The sequence below is a fragment of the Microbacterium sp. NFH-22A-Y genome, assembly GCF_021401375.1.
GTDB classification, from domain to species: Bacteria; Actinomycetota; Actinomycetes; order Actinomycetales; family Microbacteriaceae; genus Microbacterium; species Microbacterium hominis.
The window spans coordinates 609,076-631,094 of the sequence record NZ_JACBGF010000001.1 but is presented as its reverse complement, the minus strand read 5'-3'; the positions used below and the strand labels follow the sequence as shown (position 1 = coordinate 631,094).

Here is a 22,019-nt window from a genome sequence, read left to right as displayed (position 1 = left end):
TGTCGGGAACGGGCCCCCGTCGTCATACGCTCGAGGCATGCCTCTGGACGATGCCGCCCCCGAAACACCGGCCGACGCCGTCGACGCGGTCGTGGATGCCGTGGACCGCGCGATCGACGAGATCACCGGGGTGCCCACCGACGACGGCCGCATCGAGGTGTTCGCCGATGCCGGGGCGAGCCTGATCGCGGAGCGCCGCGGCGACCCGCAGGCCGAGCTGACGGTCGTGCTGATCCACGGGATCGGGATGGGACGGAAGGTGTTCGGCGACCTCGTGCTGCACCTGCAGGACCATGCGCTCGTCGTGGCCGTCGACCTGCCGGGCTACGGCGACGCCCCCGAGCCGCCGCGCACGCCCACGATGGAACGCATGGCGGATCTCGTCGCGGCCTACCTGCGACACCTCGACCGCGGTCCGGTGGTCCTGCTGGGCCACTCCATGGGGACGCAGGTGGCCACCGAGGTCGCCGCCCGTCACCCGGAGACCGTGGGCAGGCTCGTCCTCGTCGCGCCGACCGTCGACCGCCACCACCGGCGGGCCCTGCGCCAGCTGTGGCGCCTCGGGCGGGATCTCTGGGGCGAGAGCCCCAAGGTGCTGCTCCTCGGTGCGCGCGAGTACGTGCGGGCCGGGCCGCACCTGCGACGCAAGATGCGGGCGATGCTCGCACACCGCCCGGAGCACGCGTTCCCCCGGATCGCCGCGCCCACCCTCGTCGTGCGCGGGGAGTTCGACGTCGTCGTGCCGGCACCGTGGTTCGACGAGGTCGTCGCCGCGATCCCCGATGCGCGCCCGTTCGTGATCGAGGGACATCGCCACGAGACGCTCATCCGCACGGCCGAGCCGGCGGCATCCGAGCTGCGACGCTGGCTGTCGCAGGACTGAGCTCCGCGACGATTCAGCCGGCGGTGTCGGCGGCGGACAGCTCCGCGATCAGACGCGCGACGACGTCCTCGTCCACGGTGAGCCCGGTCTCCGCGATGCGTCCGCGGACCGCCTTCTCCACCGTCGCGACGTTCTCGCCGAGCACGTCGGCGCGCAGTTGCGCGACCAGCCCGTCGAGCCGCTCCCCCTCCGTCGCGTCGTGCATCGCGAGCGCGGGCTCGTCCTGCGTGGCGCCCTGCGGGCCGCTCGCACCCTCGGGCCGTCCGTCACGGTCGTCGACCATGGTGTCCTCCTCCTCGCCGAGCCCACGTCGTGGCTGAGATCACTGTGCCGCCCGCGCGGCCGGCGGGCCAGGGCCTTGACGGCGCGGTCGGGCCCGCAGTAGGCCCTCAGCCGGCGCGGCGCTCGGCGAGCAGGGACCGGTGCTCGGGGTGAGCGTCGAACCAGTCGGAGACGTACCAGCAGACCGGGCTGATCGCGCGATCGCCGCGGGCGGCGACCTCGGCGACGGCGCGGGCGACGACCTCGCCGGCGTAGCCGTGGCCGCGGAAGGTCGGGACGGTGTACGCCCGCGTCATCGCGACCGTGCGGCCGTCGTCGCGGTAGTCGAGCACGCTCACGATCTGCTCGCCGTCGCGCAGGACGTACCGCGACTGCTCCGCCTCGTTCGTGAAGGACAGGTCGTCGCGTGTCTCTCCGGTCATGCCTCTACGCTACGCCGCGCCGCCGTGACGGGGGCCGGGTGCGTCGCTATCGCCGCGGAGCCTCCGGCAGCGAGCGCACCCACGCGTCGACCTCGCGCTGCCCGCGCAGCCGGACGACGGGATCGCCCGCCGCGATGCGCGCCTCCATCCGCCGGGTCATCGTCGGATGGGTGGTCCACGCCCAGCGGATGATGTTGTCCTCCGGCGCCCACTTCAGCCAGGTCCGCGGGCGCTCGCGGTTGCCGTGCCAGAGCTCTTCGCGAAGGATGCCGCGGCGCAGCGTGCGCCGGATCACCCGCGCCATCACGACCGGCCGCGAGTGGTCCACCCAGACCACGGCGTCGGCGCCGCCCGGGGTGCCGGGCTCCATCAGGTCGCCCAGGCGCGAGTTCCAGTTGCCGTCCGCGACCCACCCCTCCGGGTGCGCCGCGAGGAACGCCCGCACGCGGTCCTGGGCCTCGTCGAGGTCGCGGTACGTCCACCCCTCGTCCCAGAACACCGCGTCGAGCTCGAGTCGGGCGAGCCCCATCCGCGCGGCCACGACCTCCGCGAGCCGGGACTTGCCCGACCCCGAGGTGCCGACGACACGGATGCGATGGGGAGGGGACGCGCGCACGATCATGCACTCTGTCATATTCCGTCATCTTGCGGCGGCGGCATCCGTGCGGTTTGACACATCCGGACACCGTTCGTCATAATCAGGCGCATGACTGACAACGCACGCACTCTGTCCGCCCTGGAGGCGAACGGACATGCCGGCATCATGATGCCGCGCGTTGCCATGTGTTGCCGAATGTGCCACTGACGGTGAACCCCGCCGGGTGCGCCCGCCGACGCTGACCCACACCCTCAGCCGGCGCCACCCCCCGAGCACCGCACCGCGCACAACGCGGATGCCGGCTGTCTCGCACAGGCCCTCGCATCGGATCCGATGCGACATCTTCCTCCGGGCCCCTCGCAACACACACTCGAACCCGCTTCTCGGCCCTCCGCCCGGGTTCCGCCTCCGAAGGACATCTCCCGTGTCGAACTCCGCTCTCCTCGCCTCGCCCGCCCCCGTCCGTCACCTCCGCGCCGTCCCCGACGTCGCCGCCCGCCCTGCCGCTCCCGCTCCTGCCGCTCCGGCGACGGCCGCACCGGCGACCGGCAGCGTTCCCGCCGGCACCGCTCCGCGCGGGTTCGCGCTGTACGTCGGCATCGACGAGGCGAAGGCCGCTGCCGCCGGCGTGTCGCTGTCGACGCTCGTCGAGGCCCTGCGGCGCACGCTCGGCGAGCTCGCCCCGCACGCCGAGACGTACGCGACCGTCGCCCTGGCCCCGGCCGGCGCGGGCGGCCGTGACGTCGACGTCGTCCGCCTCGCCCTGCACGAGCCCAGCGCCGTCGCGCGCACCAAGCAGGAGGAGCCGGAGGACGACCACGTCCCCGGCGGCGTCACGATCGACATCTCGCGTCGGCGCGTGCACATCGAGGGCGAGGCGGCGCAGCTGACGTTCAAGGAGTTCGAGCTGCTGCAGTACCTCGTGCTGCGCGAGGGGCGCACGATCGAGCGGGCCGAGCTCGTCTCGTCGCTGTGGAGCCACGCCGACGCCGAGGAGGCCCCCGGCGAGCGCACCATCGACGTGCACGTGCGACGGCTGCGCTCCAAGCTCGGCCGCTACGAGGACATCGTGCGAACCGTCCGCGGCATCGGCTACCGCTTCGACCGCCACGCCGACGTCGTCATCCGCTACGGCCACGGCACCCCCTCGCCCGACCGCTTCTGAGCCACGGCGCGTCCGGCGCGTCCGACCGCCCGCGGTGTCGGAGGTGGTGACGTAGGGTGTGCGCATGACGACGCGGGAGAGGATGCCGGCGCGCACGGCACCGGCGCGCACCCGTGACCCGCGACCCGCCTCGCCGCGCCCCGTCGAGACCGAGTACCGCCCGCGCCTGCCGATCGATGCGGCGCGAGCGATCCGGCACCAGCAGCGCGGCGCGCACGATCCGTCGCAGCGAGAGCACCAGGGGGTCATCTGGCGCGCGACCCGCACGCCCGAGGGCGTCGCGACGCTCGCGCTGCGCATCGAACGCACCCGCGTGCGTGCCGCCGCGTGGGGACCGGGAGCCGCGTGGGCGCTCGCGCAGGTGCCGGCACTGTGCGGCGCCGATGACGACCCCGCCGGCTTCGAGGCGCACCACCATCCGGTCGTCGCCGAGACCCACCGCCGGCACGACGACCTGCGCCTCGGCCGCACCGATCTCGTCTTCGACGCGCTCGTCAGCGCGATCTTCGAGCAGAAGGTCACGGGCCTGCAGGCCTTCGGCGCCTGGCGGATGATCCTGACCTGGTGCGGCGAGCGCGCGCCCGGTCCCACGCCACTGCCGATGTTCGCCCCGCCCGCCGACTGGCATCGCATCCCCAGCTGGACCTGGCATCGCGCGGGGCTCGAGCCGGCGCAGTCGCGGACGATCGTCGAGGCCGCCGCCCGGCGCGCGTCGATCGAGCGGGTCGCGACGGATGCGGCATCCGCCCATGCACCTCTCACCGCTCTGCGCGGGATCGGTCCGTGGACGAGCGCGGAGGCGCGCATCCGCGCCTTCGGCGACGCGGATGCCGTCAGCGTCGGCGACTATCACCTCGCCCACCAGGTCGGTTACGCGTTGACGGGACGCCGCGTCGACGACGACGGGATGCTGGAGCTGCTCGAGCCCTGGCGCGGGCACCGGCAGCGGGTCATCCGCCTGCTCGGGCTCAGCGGCCGGTTCGAGCCGCGGCGGGGTCCGCGCCTCGCGCCGGAGGACCATCGCGCGCGGTGACGCGGTGACGGCGATCTCCTAGGCTGACGGCATGACGCACAGAGGCTGGCCGCGCGGTCGCATCGGATGGCTGGTCGGCACGCTCGTTCTGCTGGCGGCCGGCGTGGTGTTCGGGCTGATCCTGCAGAACGTCTGGCTGGGACTGCTGCTGGCCGTCATCGTCTCCATCGGCTGGCTCCTCGCCTACGAGTCGTGGCGCGGTCGCACCCCGCGGCTGGACGATCCCTGGGACGACGGCGCGCAGCTCTGACCCCCTCCTTTGGCGGTGTCGACGCCCATCCGGCATAGTAGAGATTAGGTATGCCTAACCTATCTCGCGACGACGGTCGCGTCACACCGCAACCGAGGAGTTCCCTATGACCCTGCGCCGTTTCGCGGCCGCCGTGCCGCTGGCCCTGGCATCCCTGCTCGTCCTGTCCGCCTGCGCCGGCACCTCCACCGCGCCCGCGTCGTCCGCCGCGGCCGCCGCCGACTACTACCCCGTGACGGTCACCGACCTCGGCGGCAACGAGGTCACGATCGAGAGCGCGAACAGCGTCGCGATCACCGACAACCGCCTCTTCCAGCTCGCCGCCGACTGGGATCTGCCGATCACGGTCGCGCCGCGCGATCTCATGAGCCCGAACAACCCGCTGAAGGACGACGAGGACATCCTCAACATCGGCACGCACGGCGAGCCGGACTACGAGCAGATCGTCGCGGCCGACCCCGACCTCGTCATCACGGGCTACCGCTTCGGAGGCGAGGAGACCGCGAAGGGCGTCCGCGACGCGGCCCCCGACGCGGCGATCGTCGACACCGACACCCCCGCCGGGATGTCGGCCGACGAGTACCTCGTGAAGAGCGTCACGCTCATGGGCGAGATCTTCGACCGCAAGAACGAGGCCGCCGCGCTGATCGCGCAGTTCCACGACGCCGTCGCCGCCGCCACGGCCGCCTACGACCCGGCCACGACGGTGATGGGCCTGATCACGACGGGCGGCGAGATCAACTACTCCAATCCGACGGACGGGCGCGGCGCGAGCATCTTCTTCAGCCTGCTCGGGCTGACGCCCGCCCTGGATGCCGCGGGCACGCAGACCGACAAGGGCGACACCCTCTCGCTCGAGGCGCTGGCCGCCGCCGACGCCGACGTGTTCCTCGTGCTGGACCGCGACGCCGCCGTCGGCGACGGGGAGGTCACCCCGGCGCTCGATCTCATCACGGGCTCGACCGCGCTGGCGAACGTCGCCGCGGTGAAGGATCGCGCGATCTACGTCCTCCCGTCCGACTACTACCTGACCGAGGACGTCTTCGCCTACATCTCGGTCCTCAACGGCCTCACGACGCTCTTCGAGAGCCGCTGACGCCCCCACCGGTCGCCGCCGCGACCCCCGGCATCCCGCACGGCGGGCCGGGAGGCCGTGGCGGCGGCCAACGCTCGGAGCCGCCTCCCATGCCCGATCCCACCGCCCTGCGTCGCGTGACGAACGTCGACGCGCTCGCCACCCGGCGAGCACCCGCGCGGATCCGGCGCCGGCGCGCCGTGACCCTCGCCGCGGGCGTCGCCGCCACGGCGGTGCTGCTGGGCGTCTCCCTCTTCGTCGGCGTCGCCGACATCACCGACCCCGCCGGCGCCGACTTCCTGTGGATCACCCGCGTCCCGCGCACCGCGTCGCTCATGCTGGCCGGGGCGAGCATGGCGATGGCGGGACTCGTCATGCAGCTCATGACCCAGAACCGCTTCGTCGAGCCGACCACCGTCGGCACGACGGAGTGGGCCGGCCTCGGACTCCTGCTCGCCGCGGTGCTGGCGCCGTCGGCCGGAGTGGTGGCGAAGATGCTCGCCGCGATCGCGTGCGCGTTCGTGGGCACCCTCGTCTTCTTCGCGTTCCTGCGGCGCGTGTCGCTGAAGTCCTCCCTCATCGTCCCCATCGTCGGCATCATGTTCGGCGCCGTGATCAGCGCCGTCACGGCGTTCATCGCCATCCGCGCGGGGCTGCTGCAGATGCTCGGCGGATGGTTCCTGGGCCGCTTCACCGGCGTCGAGGCCGGTCGCTACGAGCTGCTGTGGATCGTCGTCGCCGTCGCCGCGGTCGTCGCGTTCACGGCCGACCGCTTCACCGTCGCCGGGCTCGGCAAGGAGGTGGCCACGAACGTCGGGCTGCACTACGAGCGCGTGGTGCTCATCGGCGTCGGGCTCGTCGCCATCACGACCGGCGTCGTCACCGTCGTGATCGGGATGCTCCCCTTCCTCGGCCTCATCGTGCCGAACCTGGTCTCGATGATCCGCGGCGACGACCTCCGCGAGAACCTGCCGTGGGTGTTCCTCGCGGGAATCTGGGTGGTGACGGTGTGCGACATCATCGGTCGCATCGTCATCATGCCCTTCGAGATGCCCGTCTCCCTCGTGCTCGGCGTGATCGGGCCGGTGGTGTTCATCGGGATGCTGCTGCGCACCCGGAGGACCGATGCTCGCTGACCGCGCCACCGGCCGTGCCACCGCATCCGCCCCCGCCGCGCCCCGCGCCGTCGGCGCCTACGCGAGCGCCGCGCGGCGCTCGCGCGCGCACCTGCGGACCGCCGCCCTCGTCGCCGTCGCCCTCGCGCTCACGGTGCTGCTGCTGACGTGGGACAACCGGTTCGAGCCGTTCAGCGATCGTTGGTGGCGGGTGACGTCGATGCGGACCACGACCGTCGTCGTGATCGCCCTCGTGACGTTCTGCCAGGCCCACGCCACCGTCGCGTTCCAGACGGTGACGAACAACCGCATCCTCACCCCCTCGATCATGGGGTTCGAGTCGATGTACGTGCTCATCCAGACCGCCGTCGTCTTCGTGTTCGGGACCACGTCGGTGTCGGGCCTGTCCCCGACCTGGCGCTTCGTGCTGCAGTCGGCGGCGATGGTGCTGTTCGCCGTGCTGCTGTACTCGTGGCTGCTGTCGGGACGCTTCGGCAACCTGCACGTCATGCTGCTCGTGGGCATCGTCCTCGGCACGGCCATGAGCTCGCTGTCGACCTTCCTGCAGCAGCTGCTCGATCCCAGCACCTTCGACGTGCTGCGCGCACGCCTGTTCGGCAGCATCGGCAACGCGGACACGGGGCTGCTGTGGCTCGTGGTCCCGATCTGCGCCGTCGCCGGAGGGGCGGTGCTCCTGCTGTCCCGGCGGCTCGACGTGCTCGCGCTCGGCGGCGACATCAGCACGGGTCTGGGCATCCGCCACCGGCGCCAGGTGATGCTCATGCTCACCCTGGTGGCGGTGCTGATGGCGATGAGCACGTCGCTGGTCGGGCCCATGACGTTCCTCGGCTTCCTCTCGGCGACGCTGGCCTACGCCGTCGCCGACACCCACGAGCACCGCCGGGTGCTGCCGCCCGCGTGGCTGGTCGGCTACGTCATCCTGACCGGCGCCTACTTCCTGCTGCGCCACGTCTTCTCGCTCGTGGACAGCGTGACCATCGTCGTCGAGCTCATCGGCGGCATCCTGTTCCTGCTCGTCGTCTTCCGGAAGGGGCGCCTGTGATCCGTCTGGACGGTGTCGTGAAGGACTACGGAGCCACCCGCATCGGCCCCGTCTCGCTCGAACTGCCCGCGGGCGGGATCATCTCCCTCGTCGGGCCCAACGGCGCGGGCAAGTCCACGCTGCTCACGATGATGGGCCGCCTCTCGACGCCCGACACGGGGACGATCACGATCGGCGGCGTCGACGTGCACCGCACGGCGTCGAGAGAGGTCGCGCGCATCGTGTCGATCCTGCGGCAGGAGAACCATTTCGTCACGCGGCTGACCGTGCGCCAGCTCGTCGGATTCGGGAGGTTCCCGCACAGCGGCGGCCGGCTGACCGCCGGCGACGAGGAGAAGATCTCCGAGGCGATCGACCTCCTCGATCTCGCCCCGCTCGAGCAGCGGTTCCTCGATCAGCTCTCCGGAGGCCAGCGCCAGCGCGCGTACGTCGCCATGGTGCTCGCGCAGGACACGCGCTACGTGCTGCTGGACGAACCGCTCAACAACCTCGACGCCGAGCACTCCGTGCGGATGATGATGCAGTTGCGACACGCCGCCGACGCCCTCGGGACGACCATCGTGATCGTCCTGCACGACATCAACTTCGCCGCCGCCTACAGCGATCGCATCGTCGCGATGGACGACGGCGCGATCGTGGTGCACGGCACCCCCGACGAGATCATCCGGGACGATGTCCTCAGCCGCGTCTTCCGCACCCCCGTCACCGTCCTCGACGGCCCGACGGGACGATTCGCCGTCTACCACCGTCCGCCCGTCCACTGAGGAGCCCGCATGACCGCCACCCCCGCCTTCCGCCTCGAGCGTCGCCCCCTGGAGCTGCGGTTCCGCCGCGCGCAGCTGACCGCGCGTCAGTGGCTGACCCCCGCCTACGTGCGCGTGCGCGTCTCCGGCGCGGACCTGCGTGGATTCGACTCCCCGGGCGCCGACGACCACCTCCGCCTCTTCTTCCCCGACGCGCCGCCGGCGTCCCTCGAGGAGCTGCGGGCGGCGCCGAGCCGCGAGTACACCCCCCTCGCGTGGGATGCCGAGGAGGGATGGCTCGACATCGAGTTCGCGCTGCACGGTGCGGAAAACGGTGCGGAAAACGGTGCTGACGGCGGCGACAACGGCGTGGCCGCCGCGTGGGCGCGCGACGCGGAACCGGGCGCCGCGATCGGCGTGGGCGGCCCCCGCGGTTCGATGGTGCTCACCGGCCGGCCCGACGGCTGGCTCCTCGCCGGCGACGAGACGGCGGTGCCCGCGATGCGCCGCTTCGCGCACCTCATGGACGCCGACGCCGTCGGGCGCATCCTCGTCGAGTCGTCCGACGAGGCGCACGAGCTGCCGATCGCGGCGCCGCCCGGGGTGATCGTCGAGCAGGTGCATCGCGGCGGCGCGGCCGCCGGCGTCGCGCTCGCGCACCGGCTCGACGCGCTCGGGGCCGCCGATCGGCCGGCCGGCGACGTCTTCGGCTTCGTCGCCGCCGAGCAGGGGATCGTCCGCCCCGGGCGGGCGCTGCTCGTCGAGCGCTGGGGCCTACCCGCAGACCGCATCGTCGTGAAGGGCTACTGGAAGCGCGGCGAGAGCGAGTACCACGCACCCCACTGAGCCGTCGACCGCCGCCCCGCCCCCTAACATGGGCGCATGATCGTGCGCTCCCGCCTCCTCGCCTTCGGGTATCGCGCCGTCGCGGCGCTCGTCATCGTCGTCGGCATCGCGCGGGTGTCGGGACTGTGGACCGCGTCGCCGACCTGGACGTCGTTCCTGTACTACACGGTGCTCAGCAACGTGCTGTGCCTGGCCTGGATGATCCTGTCGGCCGTCGTGACGCTGCGCGACGCGCAGCGCGAGGGCTGGACCGGAGCCTCGACGCCCTCCGCGCGCTGGGCGGCGGCGGTCATGGAGGCGATCACCGTCACGATGCTGATCTACCTCTTCGTGCTCGCCCCGTCGCTGTTCACCCAGCCGGGCGCCTATCAGCCGTTCACCCTGACCGACAACCTCGTGCACATCATCACGCCCGTCCTCGTCATCGTCGACTGGCTCCTGTTCGTCCCCAAGGGGCGACTGCGCGGCTACGACCCCCTGCTGTGGGCGCTCATCCCCTACGCCTACCTCGTGTTCGCGTTCGGCTACAGCGCCCTCGGCGGCCGCTTCGCGGGCGGCACGACGGTGCCCTACCCGTTCATGGACGTGTCCACGCACGGCGTGGGCGGCGTCGCGGTGTGGATCGTCGGCCTGACGGTCGCGCTCGTCGCCGTCGGCTATCTCTTCCTCGGGCTGGACCGGCTGCTCGCGCGCGTCGGGCCCGCCGCGGAGGCGGAGCCCGCCCGCTGAGCGACGACGCGCCTACATCTCCTCGTGGGTCTCGGGGTCGCCGTCCCACAGGCGGCCGCGTTCGAGCCCGCTGATCGCGCGGATCTCGGCATCCGTGAGTGTGAAGTCGAACACATCGGCGTTCTCCACCTGCCGCGCCGGAGTCGCGGACTTGGGGATCGGCGTCGACCCGAGCTGCGTGTGCCAGCGCAGCACGGCCTGGGTCGGGCTCACGCCGTGCGCGGCCGCGACGTCGGCGACGACCTGCTCGCTCAGCAGCTCGCTGCGCCGCGCCAGGGGGCTCCAGCTCTCCGTGCGGATGCCGTGGGCGGCGTGGAAGGCGCGGAGGGCGTCCTGGGGGAAGTAGGGGTGCATCTCCACCTGGTTCACGGCCGGCGTCACGCCCGTCTCGTCGATGAGCCGCGTGAGCATCGCCGCGGTGAAGTTCGACACACCGATCGAGCCGACCTTCCCGTCGCGGCGGAGGTCGATCATCGCGCGGAAGGTCTCGACGTAGCGATCGACGCTGGGGTTCGGCCAGTGGATGAGGTAGAGGTCGATGCGGTCGAGGCCGAGACGCTCGAGCGACCCGTGCGCGCTGCGGACGGTCTCCTCGTAGCCGTGCTCGCGGCCCGGCACCTTCGTCGTGACGATGAGCTCGTCGCGGATGCCGCTGCGGCGCACGGCCTCGCCCACCTCGACCTCGTTCTGGTAGTTCACGGCCGAGTCGAGCAGGCGGTAGCCGGCTCCGATCGCCGCCTCGATCGCCGCGACGCCGTCGTCGCCGCGCAGCGTGTAAGTGCCGAAGCCGAGCTCCGGGAAGGCGGTGCCGTCGTTCAGGGAGACCGTGGGGATCGTGACCATGACCCCACGCTACGCCCCGCGGCGGACCGTCAGTCGCCGAGCAGCCGTGCGATCACGGTCAGCACGCCGGCCTGCGCGTTCGACGGCGCGCGGAAGCGCGCGACGGCGGCGACCTCGGGATGCGCGTCCGCCATCGCATACGACCAGTCGGCGGCCCGCAGCAGCTCGAGATCGTTCAGGTAGTCGCCGAAGGCGGCCGTCTGCGCCGACGTCACGCCCAACGCGTCCTGCAGCGCGCGCAGCGCGACGCCCTTGTTGACGGTCGGGTTCATGATGTCGACCCAGTGCTGACCGGAGACGACCACCTGATGGGTCGCGGCGAGGTCGGCGAAGGCGGGCGCCGTGTGCCGTTCCCCGCCGTCGACGTCGAAGATCGCCAGCTTGAGGATCTGATCATCGACCTCGAGCAGGTCGGGAACGACCTCCAGCCGCGCGTAGTACTTGTCCACCTCGGCGAGGAACGCCTCGTCCGTGTCCTCGACGTAGGCCGAGCGCTTGCCGCACAGCACCAGCCCGGCCCGCAGGGCTCCGGAGGCGACCAGCGACCGCACGCGCACCACGACCTCGGCCGCGACCGACGGGTCGACGGCGTCGGAGCTGACCTCGACGTCGCCGCGGACGACGTACGCGCCGTTCTCGGCGATGTAGTCGAGCTCCGCGTCGACACCGGCGAACGTGCGCTGCAGCGTCGCGAGCTGCCGTCCGCTCGCGGGAGCGAAGGCGATGCCCCGATCGCGGAGGCGCTCGAGCAGGGGCCACAGGCCCTCCGGCACCGAGCCGTCGGGCAGCAGCAGCGTGCCGTCCATGTCGACGGCGATGAGACGGATGTCGGCGGAGGTCACGCTTCCATCCTCTCCCACCGGCCCCGCCGCGCGTCGCGCGCCGCGACCGGGGGATAACCCGAAACGGAACCGGGGGACCGCTCCCCTGCGCCCGCGGTCGGCCGCGCCCTAGCGTGGAGTCATGCCCCACACCGATCATGCCGGCTCCCCTCCCGCGCCACCGGCGACCGTGCCCGAGGCGACGCCCACGCGTCGGATCGGCCTGCTCGCCCACCTGGGCGCCATCGCGCAGCTCGCCGCGATGGGCCTCGCCGGCACCGCCGTCTTCACCGTCCTCCTCCTGCTGCTGAGCCTCGGGCTGGGCCTGCTGCCCGCCCTCGGCATCGGCGCGGTCTTCCTCGTCGCCTTCGTCTACGCGATGTGGGCCACCGCCTGGCTCGAGTACGCCCGCGTCGACGGGCTCTACTCGTTCGGCCTGCCCGCCCTCCCCCTCCGACACAGCGGCCGTCCCGGGTTCGGCGGCTGGCTGCGTTCGCTGTGGCGTCAGTTCACCGACGGACCCATGTGGCGCGGCATCGCCTCGGCGGCGATCTCCACGATCCTCGGTCTCGTGGTGCTGCCGATCGTCGGCGCCCTCGCCTCCAGCGTCGCCGTGCTGTTCACCCCGCTGGTCGGCGGCGACAGCGTGCGCGTGCCGAGCACCGATGTGCACATCGGAAGCGAGTGGGCCGTGTTGGTCGGCGTCGTCGGCATCCTCGCCGGCCTCGCCCTCCTGGTCGGCGCCGCCCTCCTGCACGGCGTGCTCACCCGCGCCGTCCTCGTGCCCAGCCGCGAGGCCGTGCTCCTCGAACAGGCCCGCACGGCCGGCACCCAACGCGAGAGCGCCGTTCGCGCCGGCGAGGTCGAGCGCACCCGCATCGAGCGCGACCTCCACGACGGCGTGCAGCCCCGGCTCGTGTCCGTCGGGATGACGCTGGGCCTGGCCCAGCAGAAGATCGACTCCGACCCGGCCACTGCGAAAGCCCTGATCGACGAGGCGCACACCTCGACCAAGGCCGCCATCACCGAGCTGCGCCAGCTGGCCCGCGGCATCCATGCGTCGGTGCTGGACGACCGCGGGCTGGATGCCGCGCTGAGCGCCCTCGCCGCGCGTTCGCACGTGCCGGTGAGCCTCGACGTGCGCCTCCCCGCCCCCGCGGCCGGCCGCTGCAGCCGCACCGCCGAGGCGGCCGTCTACTTCGCGATCGCCGAGTCGCTCACCAACGCGGCCAAGCACTCGCGCGGCAGCGAGGTGCGTGTCACGGTGCGTCTACGCGACGGCGTCGACGGCGCGCCGCCGATGCTCTGGGCGCGCGTCGAGGACAACGGCGTCGGCGGAGCCCAGGTGCTCCCCGGCGGCGGGCTGGACGGCATCGCCCACCGCATCGCCGCGGCCGGCGGCATGAGCCGGCTCGACAGTCCCCACGGCGGCCCGACGGCGCTGGAGGTGAGCGTCCCGTGCGCATCCTGATCTGCGAGGACTCCGCGCTGCTGCGCGAGGGGCTGGTACGACTGCTCGACGACGCCGGACACGAGGTCGTCGCGGCCCTGCCCGACGCCGGCGACCTCGTCGCCACGGTCGAGGCGACCGCGCCCGAGCTCTGCATCCTCGACGTCCGCCTCCCCCCGACCTTCACCGACGAGGGCATCCGCGCCGCGGTGCACCTGCGCCGCACCCGCCCCGACCTGGCGGTGCTGGTCCTCAGCCAGTACGTCGAGGAGCGGTACGCCGGCGAGCTCATCACCGAGCAGTCGGGCTCGCTCGGCTACCTGCTGAAGGACCGCGTCGCCGACGTCTCGGACTTCCTCGACGCGGTCGAGAGGATCGGCGCCGGGGCGACCGTGCTCGACCCGGAGGTCGTCGCCCAGCTGCTGACCCGTCGCGGTCGCGACGTGCGCATGGAACGCCTCACCGACCGTGAGCGCACCGTGCTGGCGCTCATCGCCGAAGGCAAGAGCAACCAGGCGATCGCCCAGACGCTGTTCGTCAGCGAGGCGAGCGTCGAGAAGCACATCACCTCCCTGTTCCAGAAGCTCGATCTGGAGCAGGACGAGCACGGCAACCGCCGCGTGCTCGCCGCCCTCATCCACTGGGAGAACGGAACCACCCGATGACCACCCTCACCCCGCCTCCCGTCCCGCCGTCCCCTCCGGCCCCGCCCCAGCCGCCCGCGACCACGCGCTCGGCCTCCCGAGTCGTCGCGATCCTGACGATCGCCCTCGGCGGCGCGCTGATCCTCGGCGCGCTCGGCACGGCCGCACTCGGTGCGCTCGGCTCCGCCACGCGCGGTGCCGGCGGCACGCTGACGGCGGATGCCGCCGGCATCCGTTCGCTCGACGTCGACGTCGCCGCGGCCGACCTCACGATCGTCTACGGCGGCGACGAGGTCACCCTCGACGTCGACGGCGCGGCCTCCGACTGGCGCCTGCGCCGGGACGGAGGCAGCCTCGTGGTCGAGACGCAGCGCGCGTGGTGGAGCGGCATCCGCCCCTTCGCCGAGAGCGACACGGCCGTGCTGACCCTCCCGCGCGCCCTCGAACGCAGCGCGCTCGACGCCGACATCTCCTTGAGCGCCGGCGCGCTGCGCGCCCAGGGCACGTACGGCGAGCTCGACCTCACGGTGAGCGCCGGGTCGATGACCGTGTCGGGTCGGGCGTCCGCGCTGGAGGCGGACGTGTCCGCGGGGCGGCTGGTGATCGACCTCGACCGCGTGCAGACGGCCGACTTCACCCTCAGCGCCGGCTCCGTGGAGGGCAGTCTCACGGGGTCCGCGCCGCGCGCGCTGACGGCGGAGCTGAGCGCGGGACGCCTCGCGCTGGTGCTGCCGGACGACACCTACGCGGTGTCCACCGATGCGTCGGCGGGCGACGTCGAGAACCGACTCCGCGTCGATCCGGCCTCGCCGCACCGCATCACGATCAGCGTCGCGGCCGGCTTCGCGTCGCTGCGCTCGTGAGTCGTCGCCGCCGTAGCTGACAGGACGGTATGCGAACGGTATGCACTCGTCGGGCTCCCTCGGCTCCGTGACCGAACCGTTATACGGTGAAGTCATCGCCGGAACCCGAATACGACTCCATGATCCGGGGGTCGGCGACGCAGGACTCTCCCCCTGCGAATGTGGTGCAACGGATTGCAGGGCCGGTCGTCCTCTCGGACGGCCGGCCCACCGTCGTTGTCGGGCACCGGCGCGGGCCGTGTCTTTCTCACAGGACACACGACTGCGCACCCTCGCCCGCGGGCGCTAGCGTAAGGGCGTGAGCACTCCCATCGACGCCACCCGCACTCCCGCCTGGGCCGCCCTCTCCGACCGCGCCTCGAGCTTCGCGCCCGATCTGCGGGCCTGGTTCGCCGACGACCCGACGCGTGTCGAACGCCTGACCTTCGACGCCGCCGACCTGCACGTCGACCTCTCCAAGAACCTGCTGGACGACGGCATCCTGGCGTCGCTCCTCGCCCTCGCCGACGACGTGCACCTCGCCGACCGCCTCGCGGCGATGTTCCGCGGCGAGCACATCAACACGACCGAAGACCGTGCCGTGCTGCACACGGCGCTGCGCCGTCCCGCCGGCGCGACGCCCGAGCTCGTCGTCGACGGACAGGACGTGGATGCCGACGTGCAGGCCGTCCTGGAGGCGATGACCGCGTTCGCCGACCGCGTGCGGTCGGGGGCATGGAAGGGCGTCACCGGCAAGAAGGTGACGCACGTCGTCAACATCGGCATCGGCGGCAGCGACCTCGGCCCCGCGATGATCTCCACGGCGCTGGAGCCGTATGCGACCGCCGGCATCCAGGCGCGCTTCGTCTCGAACATCGACCCGTTCGACCTCGCCCACAAGACGAAGGACCTCGACCCCGAGACGACGCTGTTCATCGTGGCGTCGAAGACCTTCACCACGCTGGAGACCCTCACCAACGCGCGACTCGCGCGCGACTGGCTGTGGGCGGGCCTGACCGCCGCCGGCGCGATCGACGGGTCGGACGCGCAGAAGCAGGATGCCGTCGCCCACCACTTCGTCGCGGTCTCCACCGCGCTCGACAAGGTCGCGGCCTTCGGCATCGACCCGGCCAACGCCTTCGGGTTCTGGGACTGGGTCGGCGGCCGCTACTCGGTCGACTCCGCCATCGGCCTCTCGCTGATGGTGGAGCTGGGCCCCGACGCGTTCCGCGAGCTGCTCGCGGGCTTCCACGCGATCGACGAGCACGTGCGGACGACCCCGTTCGAGCGGAACGTCCCGGTGCTGATGGGGCTGCTCAACGTCTGGTATACGAACTTCCTCGGCGCCCAGTCGCACGCCGTGCTCCCCTACGCCCAGCAGCTCAGCCGCTTCGCGGCGTACCTGCAGCAGCTGACGATGGAATCCAACGGCAAGAGCGTCCGCTGGGACGGCTCTCCCGTCACGAGCGACACGGGGGAGATCTTCTGGGGCGAGCCGGGGACCAACGGCCAGCACGCCTTCTACCAACTGATCCACCAGGGCACGCGCCTCATCCCGGCCGACTTCATCGCCTTCGTGAACCCCGCCTACGACCTCAGCGACGGCGGCCGCGACGTGCACGGCCTGTTCCTGGCGAACTTCCTCGCGCAGACCAAGGCGCTCGCCTTCGGCAAGACGGCCGAGGAGGTCGAGGCCGAGGGCACGACCGGCGCCCTGGTCGCGGCGCGCACCTTCCCCGGCAACCGTCCGACGACGTCGATCTTCGCGCCCGCGCTCACGCCGCGGGTGCTGGGCGAGCTGGTCGCCCTGTACGAGCACATCACGTTCACCCAGGGCGTCGTCTGGGGCATCAACTCCTTCGACCAGTGGGGCGTCGAGCTCGGCAAGCAGCTGGCCCTGCAGATCGCCCCCGCGATCGAGGGCGACGAGGCCGCGACCGCCGCGCAGGACGCCTCGACCCAGGCGCTGCTGTCCTACTACCGCTCCCACCGCAGCTGACTCCCGCATCCGCGCATCCGCGGCATCCTCGAGAAACCATCGCCGCGTCGAGAAACACGCGCCGGCGTGGTTTCTCGCGGCGGTGGTGGTTTCTCGCCGTCAGGCGAGGTGCGTGTGGAAGCGTTCGCCGGCGGCGCTGAAGATGCTCAGCACCTCGGCGGGGCCCTCCGCGGTCGCGCTGAGGGAGTGCGGCAGACGGGTGTCGAACTCGGCCGCCTCCCCGACGGCGATGGTGTGCTCCGTGCCGTCGAGGGCGAGCCGCACGCGACCGCTCAGCACGTACAGCCACTCGTAACCGTCGTGGATGCGGGGCGCCGGGGCGGCCGCCGACGGCGGGTAGACGATCTTCAGCGCCTGCACGGCGGAGCTCTCCCGCGTGAGCGGTGCGATGACCATGCCGTCGCGGCGCTCGACGGCGCGGTGCACGCGCGGGTCGGCGGTGCGAGCCGGCAGCAGATCGTCGATGCGGATGCCGAGCTGACGCGTCAGCGGCAGCAGCAGCTCGAGGGAGGCCTGCCGCTTGCCGGACTCGAGACGCGAGAGCGTGCTGACCGAGACGCCGCTCGGGCCGGCGAGGTCGTCCAGCGTCCAGCCGCGGGCCCGCCGCGCGGCCCGCAGACGCGCACCGACCTGATCGAGCCCCGTTTCCATGCGCCGATCTTGCCATTACCGCAAATCAGATTGCAACAGCGGCATCCCTCGCGCAGAGTGGAGCCATGCAGGAACGGGAATGGGATGCCGTGGTCATCGGCGGCGGGGCCGCCGGGCTGAGCGCGGCGCAGATGCTGGGGCGCGCCCGGCGCCGGACGCTCGTCATCGACGGCGGCACGCCGCGCAACGCCGCCGCGGAGCACATGCACGCCGTGCTCGGGCACGACGGCATCGCGCCGGGAGAGTTGCTCGCCCGCGGGCGCGACGAGGTGGCCCGGTACGGCGTGCGGGTCGAGGCCGGTGAGGTCGGGGCGGTCCGCGACGAGGGCGCGACGCTGCGGATCACGCGCGTCGACGGCACGGTCGACCTCGCCCGTGCGCTCGTCATCGCGACCGGCGTGCGCGATGTCCTGCCGCCGGTCGACGGCATCGCCGCGCTGTGGGGCCGCAGCGTCCTGCACTGTCCGTACTGCCACGGCTACGAGGTGGCCGATGCCCGCCTGGGCGTGCTGGCGACGTCGGCACAGAGCCTGCACCAGATCGAGCTCGTCCGGCAGTGGAGCGCCGACCTCACGGCGTTCACGGCGGCGATCGAACCGCTCGACGAGACCGTCCGGGCGCGCCTGCGCGCCCGCGGCATCCGCATCGTCGACACCCCGGTGACCGGCGTGCGGAGCGAGGACGGGACGCTGCGGGCGGTGCAGGATGCCGCGGGCGGCAGCCACGGGATCGACGCCCTGTTCGTCGCGCCGACACCGGTGGTCGACGTCGCCTTCGCCGACGCGCTGGGCCTCGCCCGCGCCGATCTGCCGGGCTCACCGCTCGCCGTCGACGTGCTGGGGGCGACCTCGCACCCTCGCGTGTGGGCCGCCGGCAACGTCGTGGCACCCTACGGCAACGTGCCCGTCGCCCTGGCGGCCGGGTCGATGGCCGGAGCGGGTGTCAACGCCGCCCTCGCGGCGGAGGACGCCGACCTCGCCGTCGCAGCGCGCGCCCGGCAGCGCGCCGCCGACTGGGAGCAGCGCTACGCGGAGCGCGACCGCATCTGGTCGGGCCGGGTCAACGCGGCCGTCGCCGCCGTCGCGGGTGGCCTCGAGGTCGGCACCGCTCTCGAGATCGGTTGCGGCGAGGGCGCGGATGCCGTGTGGCTCGCGGAGCGCGGCTGGCGCGTGACGGCGGTCGACCTCTCGCCCACCGCGATCCGTCGCGGCGCCGCCGCGGCGGCCGAGCGCGGACTGGGCGGCCGGATCGCGTTCTTCGTCGGCAGTGGCGCCGATGCCGCCCCGCCCGGCACGTTCGACCTCGTCAGCGCCGGCTTCCTGCACTCGTGGGAGGAGGACTTCCCGCGGATCGCCCTCCTGCGGGCGGCGGCCGACCGCGTCGCCGTCGGCGGCCACCTCCTCGTCGTCTCGCACGCCGCCGCGCCGCCCTGGTCCACCGGTCACGGCGACGGCCACGCGCCACGACTGCTGCCACCCGCCGAGGAGCTGGAGCTGCTCGCGCTCGACCCCGACGCGTGGGAGCGCGTGATCGTCGACATCCGCGATCGCGAGGTGACCGGCCCCGAGGGCGAGCAGGCGGTGCTGAAGGACGGCATCCTGCTGCTGCGCCGCCGCTGACCGCCCCGGCGGACGCGGCTCGCGCCGACGAGGAACCGGATCCGGCGCGAGAAACACCCCGCCACGCGGTTTCTCGCGCTGGTTATGGTTTCTCGGCGGCAGCAGCGGCGGCAGCGGCAGCAGCGGCGGCGCGGCGCTGCCAGGCGGGCGGCGTGCCGTAGCGCTGCGGTGGGATGAGGCGGCCTTCCGCGCAGTCCGCCACGAGCGCGGCGAGGCGGTCGGCGCGGGTCTGGGCGCGTTTGGCGCCGCGCACCCAGTGCGCGCAGACGCGGCGGTAGCCGTCGGTGGCGGCATCCCAGAACGCCTGCGCCGCCGGGACGGCGGCGAGGGCCCGCAGCTCGGCCTCGTCGAGCTCGTCGCGCGTCTCGTAGGAGTAGACGGCGCTGCGGTCGGGGCGGCGCCGCTCGAACGCCGCGAGGCCGGCGGGGTGCATGCGCCCTTCCGCGGTCAGCCGTTCCACGTGGGCGATGTTGACGGCGCTCCACGTCGAGGAGGCCGTGCGGGGCGTCCACCGCTGGATGCGCGCGTCGTCGTCGAGGCGACGGCTGGTCGAGTCGATCCAGCCGAAGCAGAGCGCCTCGGGGACCGCGTCCTCCCAGCGCAGCCCCTGCTCGGGATGCCCCTTGCGGCGGCGCACCATCCACAGCTCGGTGGCCGTGGCGTGGTGCTGCTCGAGCCAGGCCCGGAAGGCCGCGGCATCCGCGAAGAAGACCGCCTCGGGACCGGCATCGCTCATGCCGCGACGCTATCAGCGCCGTGAGACACCGGCCAGAGATCGCTCTGCCGACGGATGCCGGATACACCCCGCGGCCGACGACGCCGACGACGGCGGCGCGAAGACTGGAGGCATGAACACTCCCGTGCTGTCTGCGACCGGCCTCCTCAAGCGCTACGGCGATCTCACCGCGCTCGCGGGCGTCGACGTCGAGATCGCCGCCGGCGAGGCCGTCGCCGTGATGGGCGCGTCGGGGTCGGGCAAGACCACGCTGCTGCACTGTCTCGCGGCGATCATCCCCCCGGATGCCGGTTCGGTGCGCCTCGGCATCCCGAACGCCGCCCCCGTCGAGCTCGTCGGCATGACGGAGAACCAGCGGTCGGCGGTGCGACGCGCGCACCTCGGCTTCGTCTTCCAGGAGCACCTGCTGCTGCCCGAGCTGACGGCGGTCGAGAACGCCGCGCTTCCGCTCCTGCTGCAGGGCCGGCCACGCGCGGCGGCCGAGGCGCACGCCGCCGCCTGGCTCGGGACGCTCGGGCTGGCGGGCATGGAGCAGCGCCGCATCGGCCAGCTCTCGGGCGGCCAGGCGCAGCGGGTCGCGATCGCGCGGGCGCAGGTGACCGGTGCGCCGATCGTGTTCGCCGACGAGCCCACCGGAGCGCTCGATTCCCGGACCTCCGGCGAGGTCATGACCGCACTGCTGCACGCGACCACCGGCCAGGGGCGCAGCCTGGTCGTCGTGACCCACGACCCGGGCGTCGCGGCCCGCTGCGATCGCACGCTGCACATGATCGACGGACGCATCACGAGCCCGACGGCCGCCGCGGACCGCGCGCCCGCCCCGGACGGGAGCGTCGCATGAGCCTCGCCGGAACGCTCCGCCTGACCGCGATGCTGGCCCGCCCGGCGCGCCAGGGGCGCGCGGCGCTCGCGCTGCCCGTGGTCGCGTTCGCCGTGACCACGGCGCTGCTGCTGGTCGTCGCCGGCGGCGTGCGCATGTTCTTCACCGACCCGCGGGCCGCCGGTGACATGGAGATCCTCTATCGCGTGCTCAGCGCGCTCGCCCTCGTGCTGCTGACCGTGCCGATCGCGACCCTCGGCGCGGCGGCGGCACGACTGTCGGCGCGCCGGCGCAACGACCGGCTCGCGACGTTGCGGCTGCTGGGCGCGAGCGTCGGCGAGGTGAGCGCGATGACGGTGCTGGAGGCCGCCGGCACGGCGATGGCCGGCGGCATCCTGGGGGTCGGACTGTACGCGGCGCTGCTGCCCGCGGTGGGCCTGCTGCCGTTCTTCGGCGGTCCGGTCGGCGCGGGCGCGCTGTGGACGGGCGCGGCCATCGTCGTCGCGGCGGTCGCCGGCGTCGTGGTCATCGCGACGGCGAGCGCCGCGCTGAGCCTGCGCAGGGTGCAGCTGACCCCCCTCGGGGTGGCGCGGCGGACCGATCCGCCGCGGCGGCGCACCGCGGCGCTCGTCTTCGGCATCCTGGGACTCATCGCCGTGGCGACCGTGGTGTCGAACATCACGGCGATCGCGCAGGTGTGGGGAGCCGCCGTGGGCCTCATCGTGCTGGTGGGCCTGTTCGGGGCGGCGCTGCTGGTGGTGAACGTCGTCGGGACGCCGCTGATCGCGGCCCGCGGCCGCGGCCTGGCGCGCACGACCTCCTCCCCCGCGCGGCTCATCGCCGGGCGGGAGCTGTCGGCGCACGCCGCCTCGGCCTGGCGTCGCGTGTCGGGAATCGCGATGATCGCGTTCATCGCGGTGGTGGGCGGGGCGGGCGCGAGTCTGGTGATGCTCGCCGGCGACGACGGCGGGACGGGTGCCCAGGCGGTCGTCTTCGCCGACATGCGCACCGGCGTGCTGGTGACGCTCGCGATCGGCTTCGCCCTGCTCGCCTGCTCGGTGGGCGTCACGCAGGCCGCCTCCGTGCTGGAGGATCGCGAGCTGATCGTGGGGCTGGATCGCCTCGGCATGCCGGAGAGGGATCTCCGCCGCGCCCGGGCCCTCACGGTGATGGTGCCGCTGCGGTGGGCGGCGGTGGGCGGCGCGCTCGTCGGAGCGGCACTGGCGCTGCCGATCGTGGGACTCACGGTGCTGGTGGCACCGGCCTCGCTCGCGGTGATCGCGGGCACGTTCGTGGCCGGCATCCTGCTGGTGCGTCTGTCGCTCGTCGCGACGCGGCCCCTCGTCACCGCGATCCGCCGCGGCGTCTGAGGCGTCGGCGGCGGCGGCCC

At 73.0% G+C, this 22,019-nt stretch carries 24 protein-coding genes; 17 read left to right on the top strand and 7 right to left on the bottom strand.

Annotation, left to right across the window (positions count from 1 at the left end; genetic code table 11):
• The first annotated feature begins 37 nt into the window (after nucleotides 1-37).
• The gene (locus L0965_RS02900) at nucleotides 38-883 is read left to right on the top strand and encodes an alpha/beta fold hydrolase (RefSeq protein ID WP_101305585.1); all 846 of its coding nucleotides are present in this window, start codon (nucleotides 38-40) and stop codon (nucleotides 881-883) included.
• Nucleotides 884-896: 13 nt separating this feature from the next.
• Here the strand turns inward: L0965_RS02900 and L0965_RS02895 are convergent, their stop codons facing one another.
• From L0965_RS02895 to L0965_RS02885, 3 genes are all read right to left on the bottom strand, one after another.
• The gene (locus L0965_RS02895; RefSeq protein WP_060959376.1) at nucleotides 897-1,166 is read right to left on the bottom strand and encodes a hypothetical protein; all 270 of its coding nucleotides are present in this window, start codon (nucleotides 1,164-1,166) and stop codon (nucleotides 897-899) included.
• Between the two features lie 106 nt (nucleotides 1,167-1,272).
• Complete coding sequence (locus L0965_RS02890) at nucleotides 1,273-1,587, bottom strand: GNAT family N-acetyltransferase (RefSeq protein ID WP_060959375.1); 315 nt, start codon at nucleotides 1,585-1,587, stop codon at nucleotides 1,273-1,275.
• A gap of 46 nt (nucleotides 1,588-1,633) precedes the next feature.
• A complete protein-coding gene (locus L0965_RS02885) occupies nucleotides 1,634-2,209 on the bottom strand; it encodes a toxin (RefSeq protein WP_060959374.1) in 576 nt (191 codons plus the stop codon).
• Nucleotides 2,210-2,609: 400 nt separating this feature from the next.
• Here L0965_RS02885 and L0965_RS02880 point away from each other — a divergent pair, with 400 nt between their 5' ends.
• The 9 genes from L0965_RS02880 to L0965_RS02840 all read left to right on the top strand — a co-directional run bounded on the left by L0965_RS02880 (nucleotide 2,610) and on the right by L0965_RS02840 (nucleotide 10,204).
• Entirely contained in the window at nucleotides 2,610-3,350 is a 741-nt protein-coding gene (locus L0965_RS02880) for a winged helix-turn-helix domain-containing protein (RefSeq protein WP_101305584.1), read from the top strand.
• Between the two features lie 64 nt (nucleotides 3,351-3,414).
• Entirely contained in the window at nucleotides 3,415-4,383 is a 969-nt protein-coding gene (locus L0965_RS02875; protein ID WP_101305583.1) for a DNA-3-methyladenine glycosylase, read from the top strand.
• Between the two features lie 31 nt (nucleotides 4,384-4,414).
• Entirely contained in the window at nucleotides 4,415-4,633 is a 219-nt protein-coding gene (locus tag L0965_RS02870; protein ID WP_101305582.1) for a hypothetical protein, read from the top strand.
• A 106-nt stretch (nucleotides 4,634-4,739) separates the two neighbouring features.
• Nucleotides 4,740-5,729: an ABC transporter substrate-binding protein gene (locus L0965_RS02865; RefSeq protein WP_101305581.1), complete on the top strand. Its 990-nt coding sequence runs from the start codon at nucleotides 4,740-4,742 to the stop codon at nucleotides 5,727-5,729.
• Nucleotides 5,730-5,818: 89 nt separating this feature from the next.
• Complete coding sequence (locus L0965_RS02860; protein ID WP_101305580.1) at nucleotides 5,819-6,844, top strand: ABC transporter permease; 1,026 nt, start codon at nucleotides 5,819-5,821, stop codon at nucleotides 6,842-6,844.
• A complete protein-coding gene (locus tag L0965_RS02855; protein WP_101305579.1) occupies nucleotides 6,834-7,886 on the top strand; it encodes an iron chelate uptake ABC transporter family permease subunit in 1,053 nt (350 codons plus the stop codon). The genes L0965_RS02860 and L0965_RS02855 overlap by 11 nt, the downstream gene beginning before the upstream one ends.
• Nucleotides 7,883-8,650: an ABC transporter ATP-binding protein gene (locus L0965_RS02850; RefSeq protein WP_060959070.1), complete on the top strand. Its 768-nt coding sequence runs from the start codon at nucleotides 7,883-7,885 to the stop codon at nucleotides 8,648-8,650. Before L0965_RS02855 ends, L0965_RS02850 begins: the two co-directional genes overlap by 4 nt.
• 9 nt (nucleotides 8,651-8,659) lie before the next feature.
• Nucleotides 8,660-9,475 (top strand): siderophore-interacting protein, encoded by an 816-nt coding sequence (locus tag L0965_RS02845; RefSeq protein ID WP_101305578.1) that lies wholly within the window; start codon nucleotides 8,660-8,662, stop codon nucleotides 9,473-9,475.
• A 36-nt stretch (nucleotides 9,476-9,511) separates the two neighbouring features.
• The gene (locus L0965_RS02840; protein WP_060959068.1) at nucleotides 9,512-10,204 is read left to right on the top strand and encodes a Pr6Pr family membrane protein; all 693 of its coding nucleotides are present in this window, start codon (nucleotides 9,512-9,514) and stop codon (nucleotides 10,202-10,204) included.
• A 12-nt stretch (nucleotides 10,205-10,216) separates the two neighbouring features.
• On the opposite strand, the gene L0965_RS02835 is transcribed toward L0965_RS02840, so the two are convergent.
• Together L0965_RS02835 and L0965_RS02830 are read right to left on the bottom strand one after the other, a co-directional pair.
• Nucleotides 10,217-11,047 carry an aldo/keto reductase gene (locus L0965_RS02835; RefSeq protein ID WP_061781984.1) on the bottom strand — a complete coding sequence of 277 codons (831 nt, stop codon included), beginning with the start codon at nucleotides 11,045-11,047 and terminating at the stop codon, nucleotides 10,217-10,219.
• A gap of 29 nt (nucleotides 11,048-11,076) precedes the next feature.
• On the bottom strand, nucleotides 11,077-11,889 hold the full coding sequence (locus L0965_RS02830) for a Cof-type HAD-IIB family hydrolase (protein ID WP_101305577.1): 813 nt from the start codon (nucleotides 11,887-11,889) through the stop codon (nucleotides 11,077-11,079).
• Nucleotides 11,890-12,010: 121 nt separating this feature from the next.
• On the opposite strand from L0965_RS02830, the gene L0965_RS02825 reads away from it, so the two are divergent.
• The 4 genes from L0965_RS02825 (at nucleotide 12,011) to pgi (ending at nucleotide 16,803) form a co-directional block, all read left to right on the top strand.
• Nucleotides 12,011-13,339, top strand: coding sequence for a sensor histidine kinase (locus L0965_RS02825; RefSeq protein ID WP_101305576.1), 1,329 nt, complete (start codon nucleotides 12,011-12,013; stop codon nucleotides 13,337-13,339).
• Nucleotides 13,327-13,983 (top strand): response regulator transcription factor, encoded by a 657-nt coding sequence (locus tag L0965_RS02820; protein WP_101305575.1) that lies wholly within the window; start codon nucleotides 13,327-13,329, stop codon nucleotides 13,981-13,983. Before L0965_RS02825 ends, L0965_RS02820 begins: the two co-directional genes overlap by 13 nt.
• Nucleotides 13,980-14,825: an HtaA domain-containing protein gene (locus L0965_RS02815; protein ID WP_232783991.1), complete on the top strand. Its 846-nt coding sequence runs from the start codon at nucleotides 13,980-13,982 to the stop codon at nucleotides 14,823-14,825. Before L0965_RS02820 ends, L0965_RS02815 begins: the two co-directional genes overlap by 4 nt.
• Before the next feature lie 298 nt (nucleotides 14,826-15,123).
• Nucleotides 15,124-16,803: a glucose-6-phosphate isomerase gene (gene pgi / locus L0965_RS02810; RefSeq protein ID WP_101305574.1), complete on the top strand. Its 1,680-nt coding sequence runs from the start codon at nucleotides 15,124-15,126 to the stop codon at nucleotides 16,801-16,803.
• 99 nt (nucleotides 16,804-16,902) lie between these two features.
• On the opposite strand, the gene L0965_RS02805 is transcribed toward pgi, so the two are convergent.
• Nucleotides 16,903-17,454, bottom strand: a complete 552-nt coding sequence (locus L0965_RS02805) for a helix-turn-helix domain-containing protein (RefSeq protein WP_060959061.1) — start codon at nucleotides 17,452-17,454, stop codon at nucleotides 16,903-16,905.
• A 65-nt stretch (nucleotides 17,455-17,519) separates the two neighbouring features.
• Here L0965_RS02805 and L0965_RS02800 point away from each other — a divergent pair, with 65 nt between their 5' ends.
• Nucleotides 17,520-19,073: an FAD-dependent oxidoreductase gene (locus L0965_RS02800; protein WP_101305573.1), complete on the top strand. Its 1,554-nt coding sequence runs from the start codon at nucleotides 17,520-17,522 to the stop codon at nucleotides 19,071-19,073.
• A gap of 82 nt (nucleotides 19,074-19,155) precedes the next feature.
• Here L0965_RS02800 and L0965_RS02795 read toward each other — a convergent pair whose 3' ends face one another.
• The gene (locus L0965_RS02795; protein ID WP_101305572.1) at nucleotides 19,156-19,809 is read right to left on the bottom strand and encodes a YdeI family protein; all 654 of its coding nucleotides are present in this window, start codon (nucleotides 19,807-19,809) and stop codon (nucleotides 19,156-19,158) included.
• Nucleotides 19,810-19,921: 112 nt separating this feature from the next.
• Here L0965_RS02795 and L0965_RS02790 point away from each other — a divergent pair, with 112 nt between their 5' ends.
• Nucleotides 19,922-20,650: an ABC transporter ATP-binding protein gene (locus L0965_RS02790; RefSeq protein ID WP_101305571.1), complete on the top strand. Its 729-nt coding sequence runs from the start codon at nucleotides 19,922-19,924 to the stop codon at nucleotides 20,648-20,650.
• The gene (locus tag L0965_RS02785) at nucleotides 20,647-21,999 is read left to right on the top strand and encodes an FtsX-like permease family protein (protein ID WP_101305570.1); all 1,353 of its coding nucleotides are present in this window, start codon (nucleotides 20,647-20,649) and stop codon (nucleotides 21,997-21,999) included. Before L0965_RS02790 ends, L0965_RS02785 begins: the two co-directional genes overlap by 4 nt.
• Nucleotides 22,000-22,019: the final 20 nt, after the last annotated feature.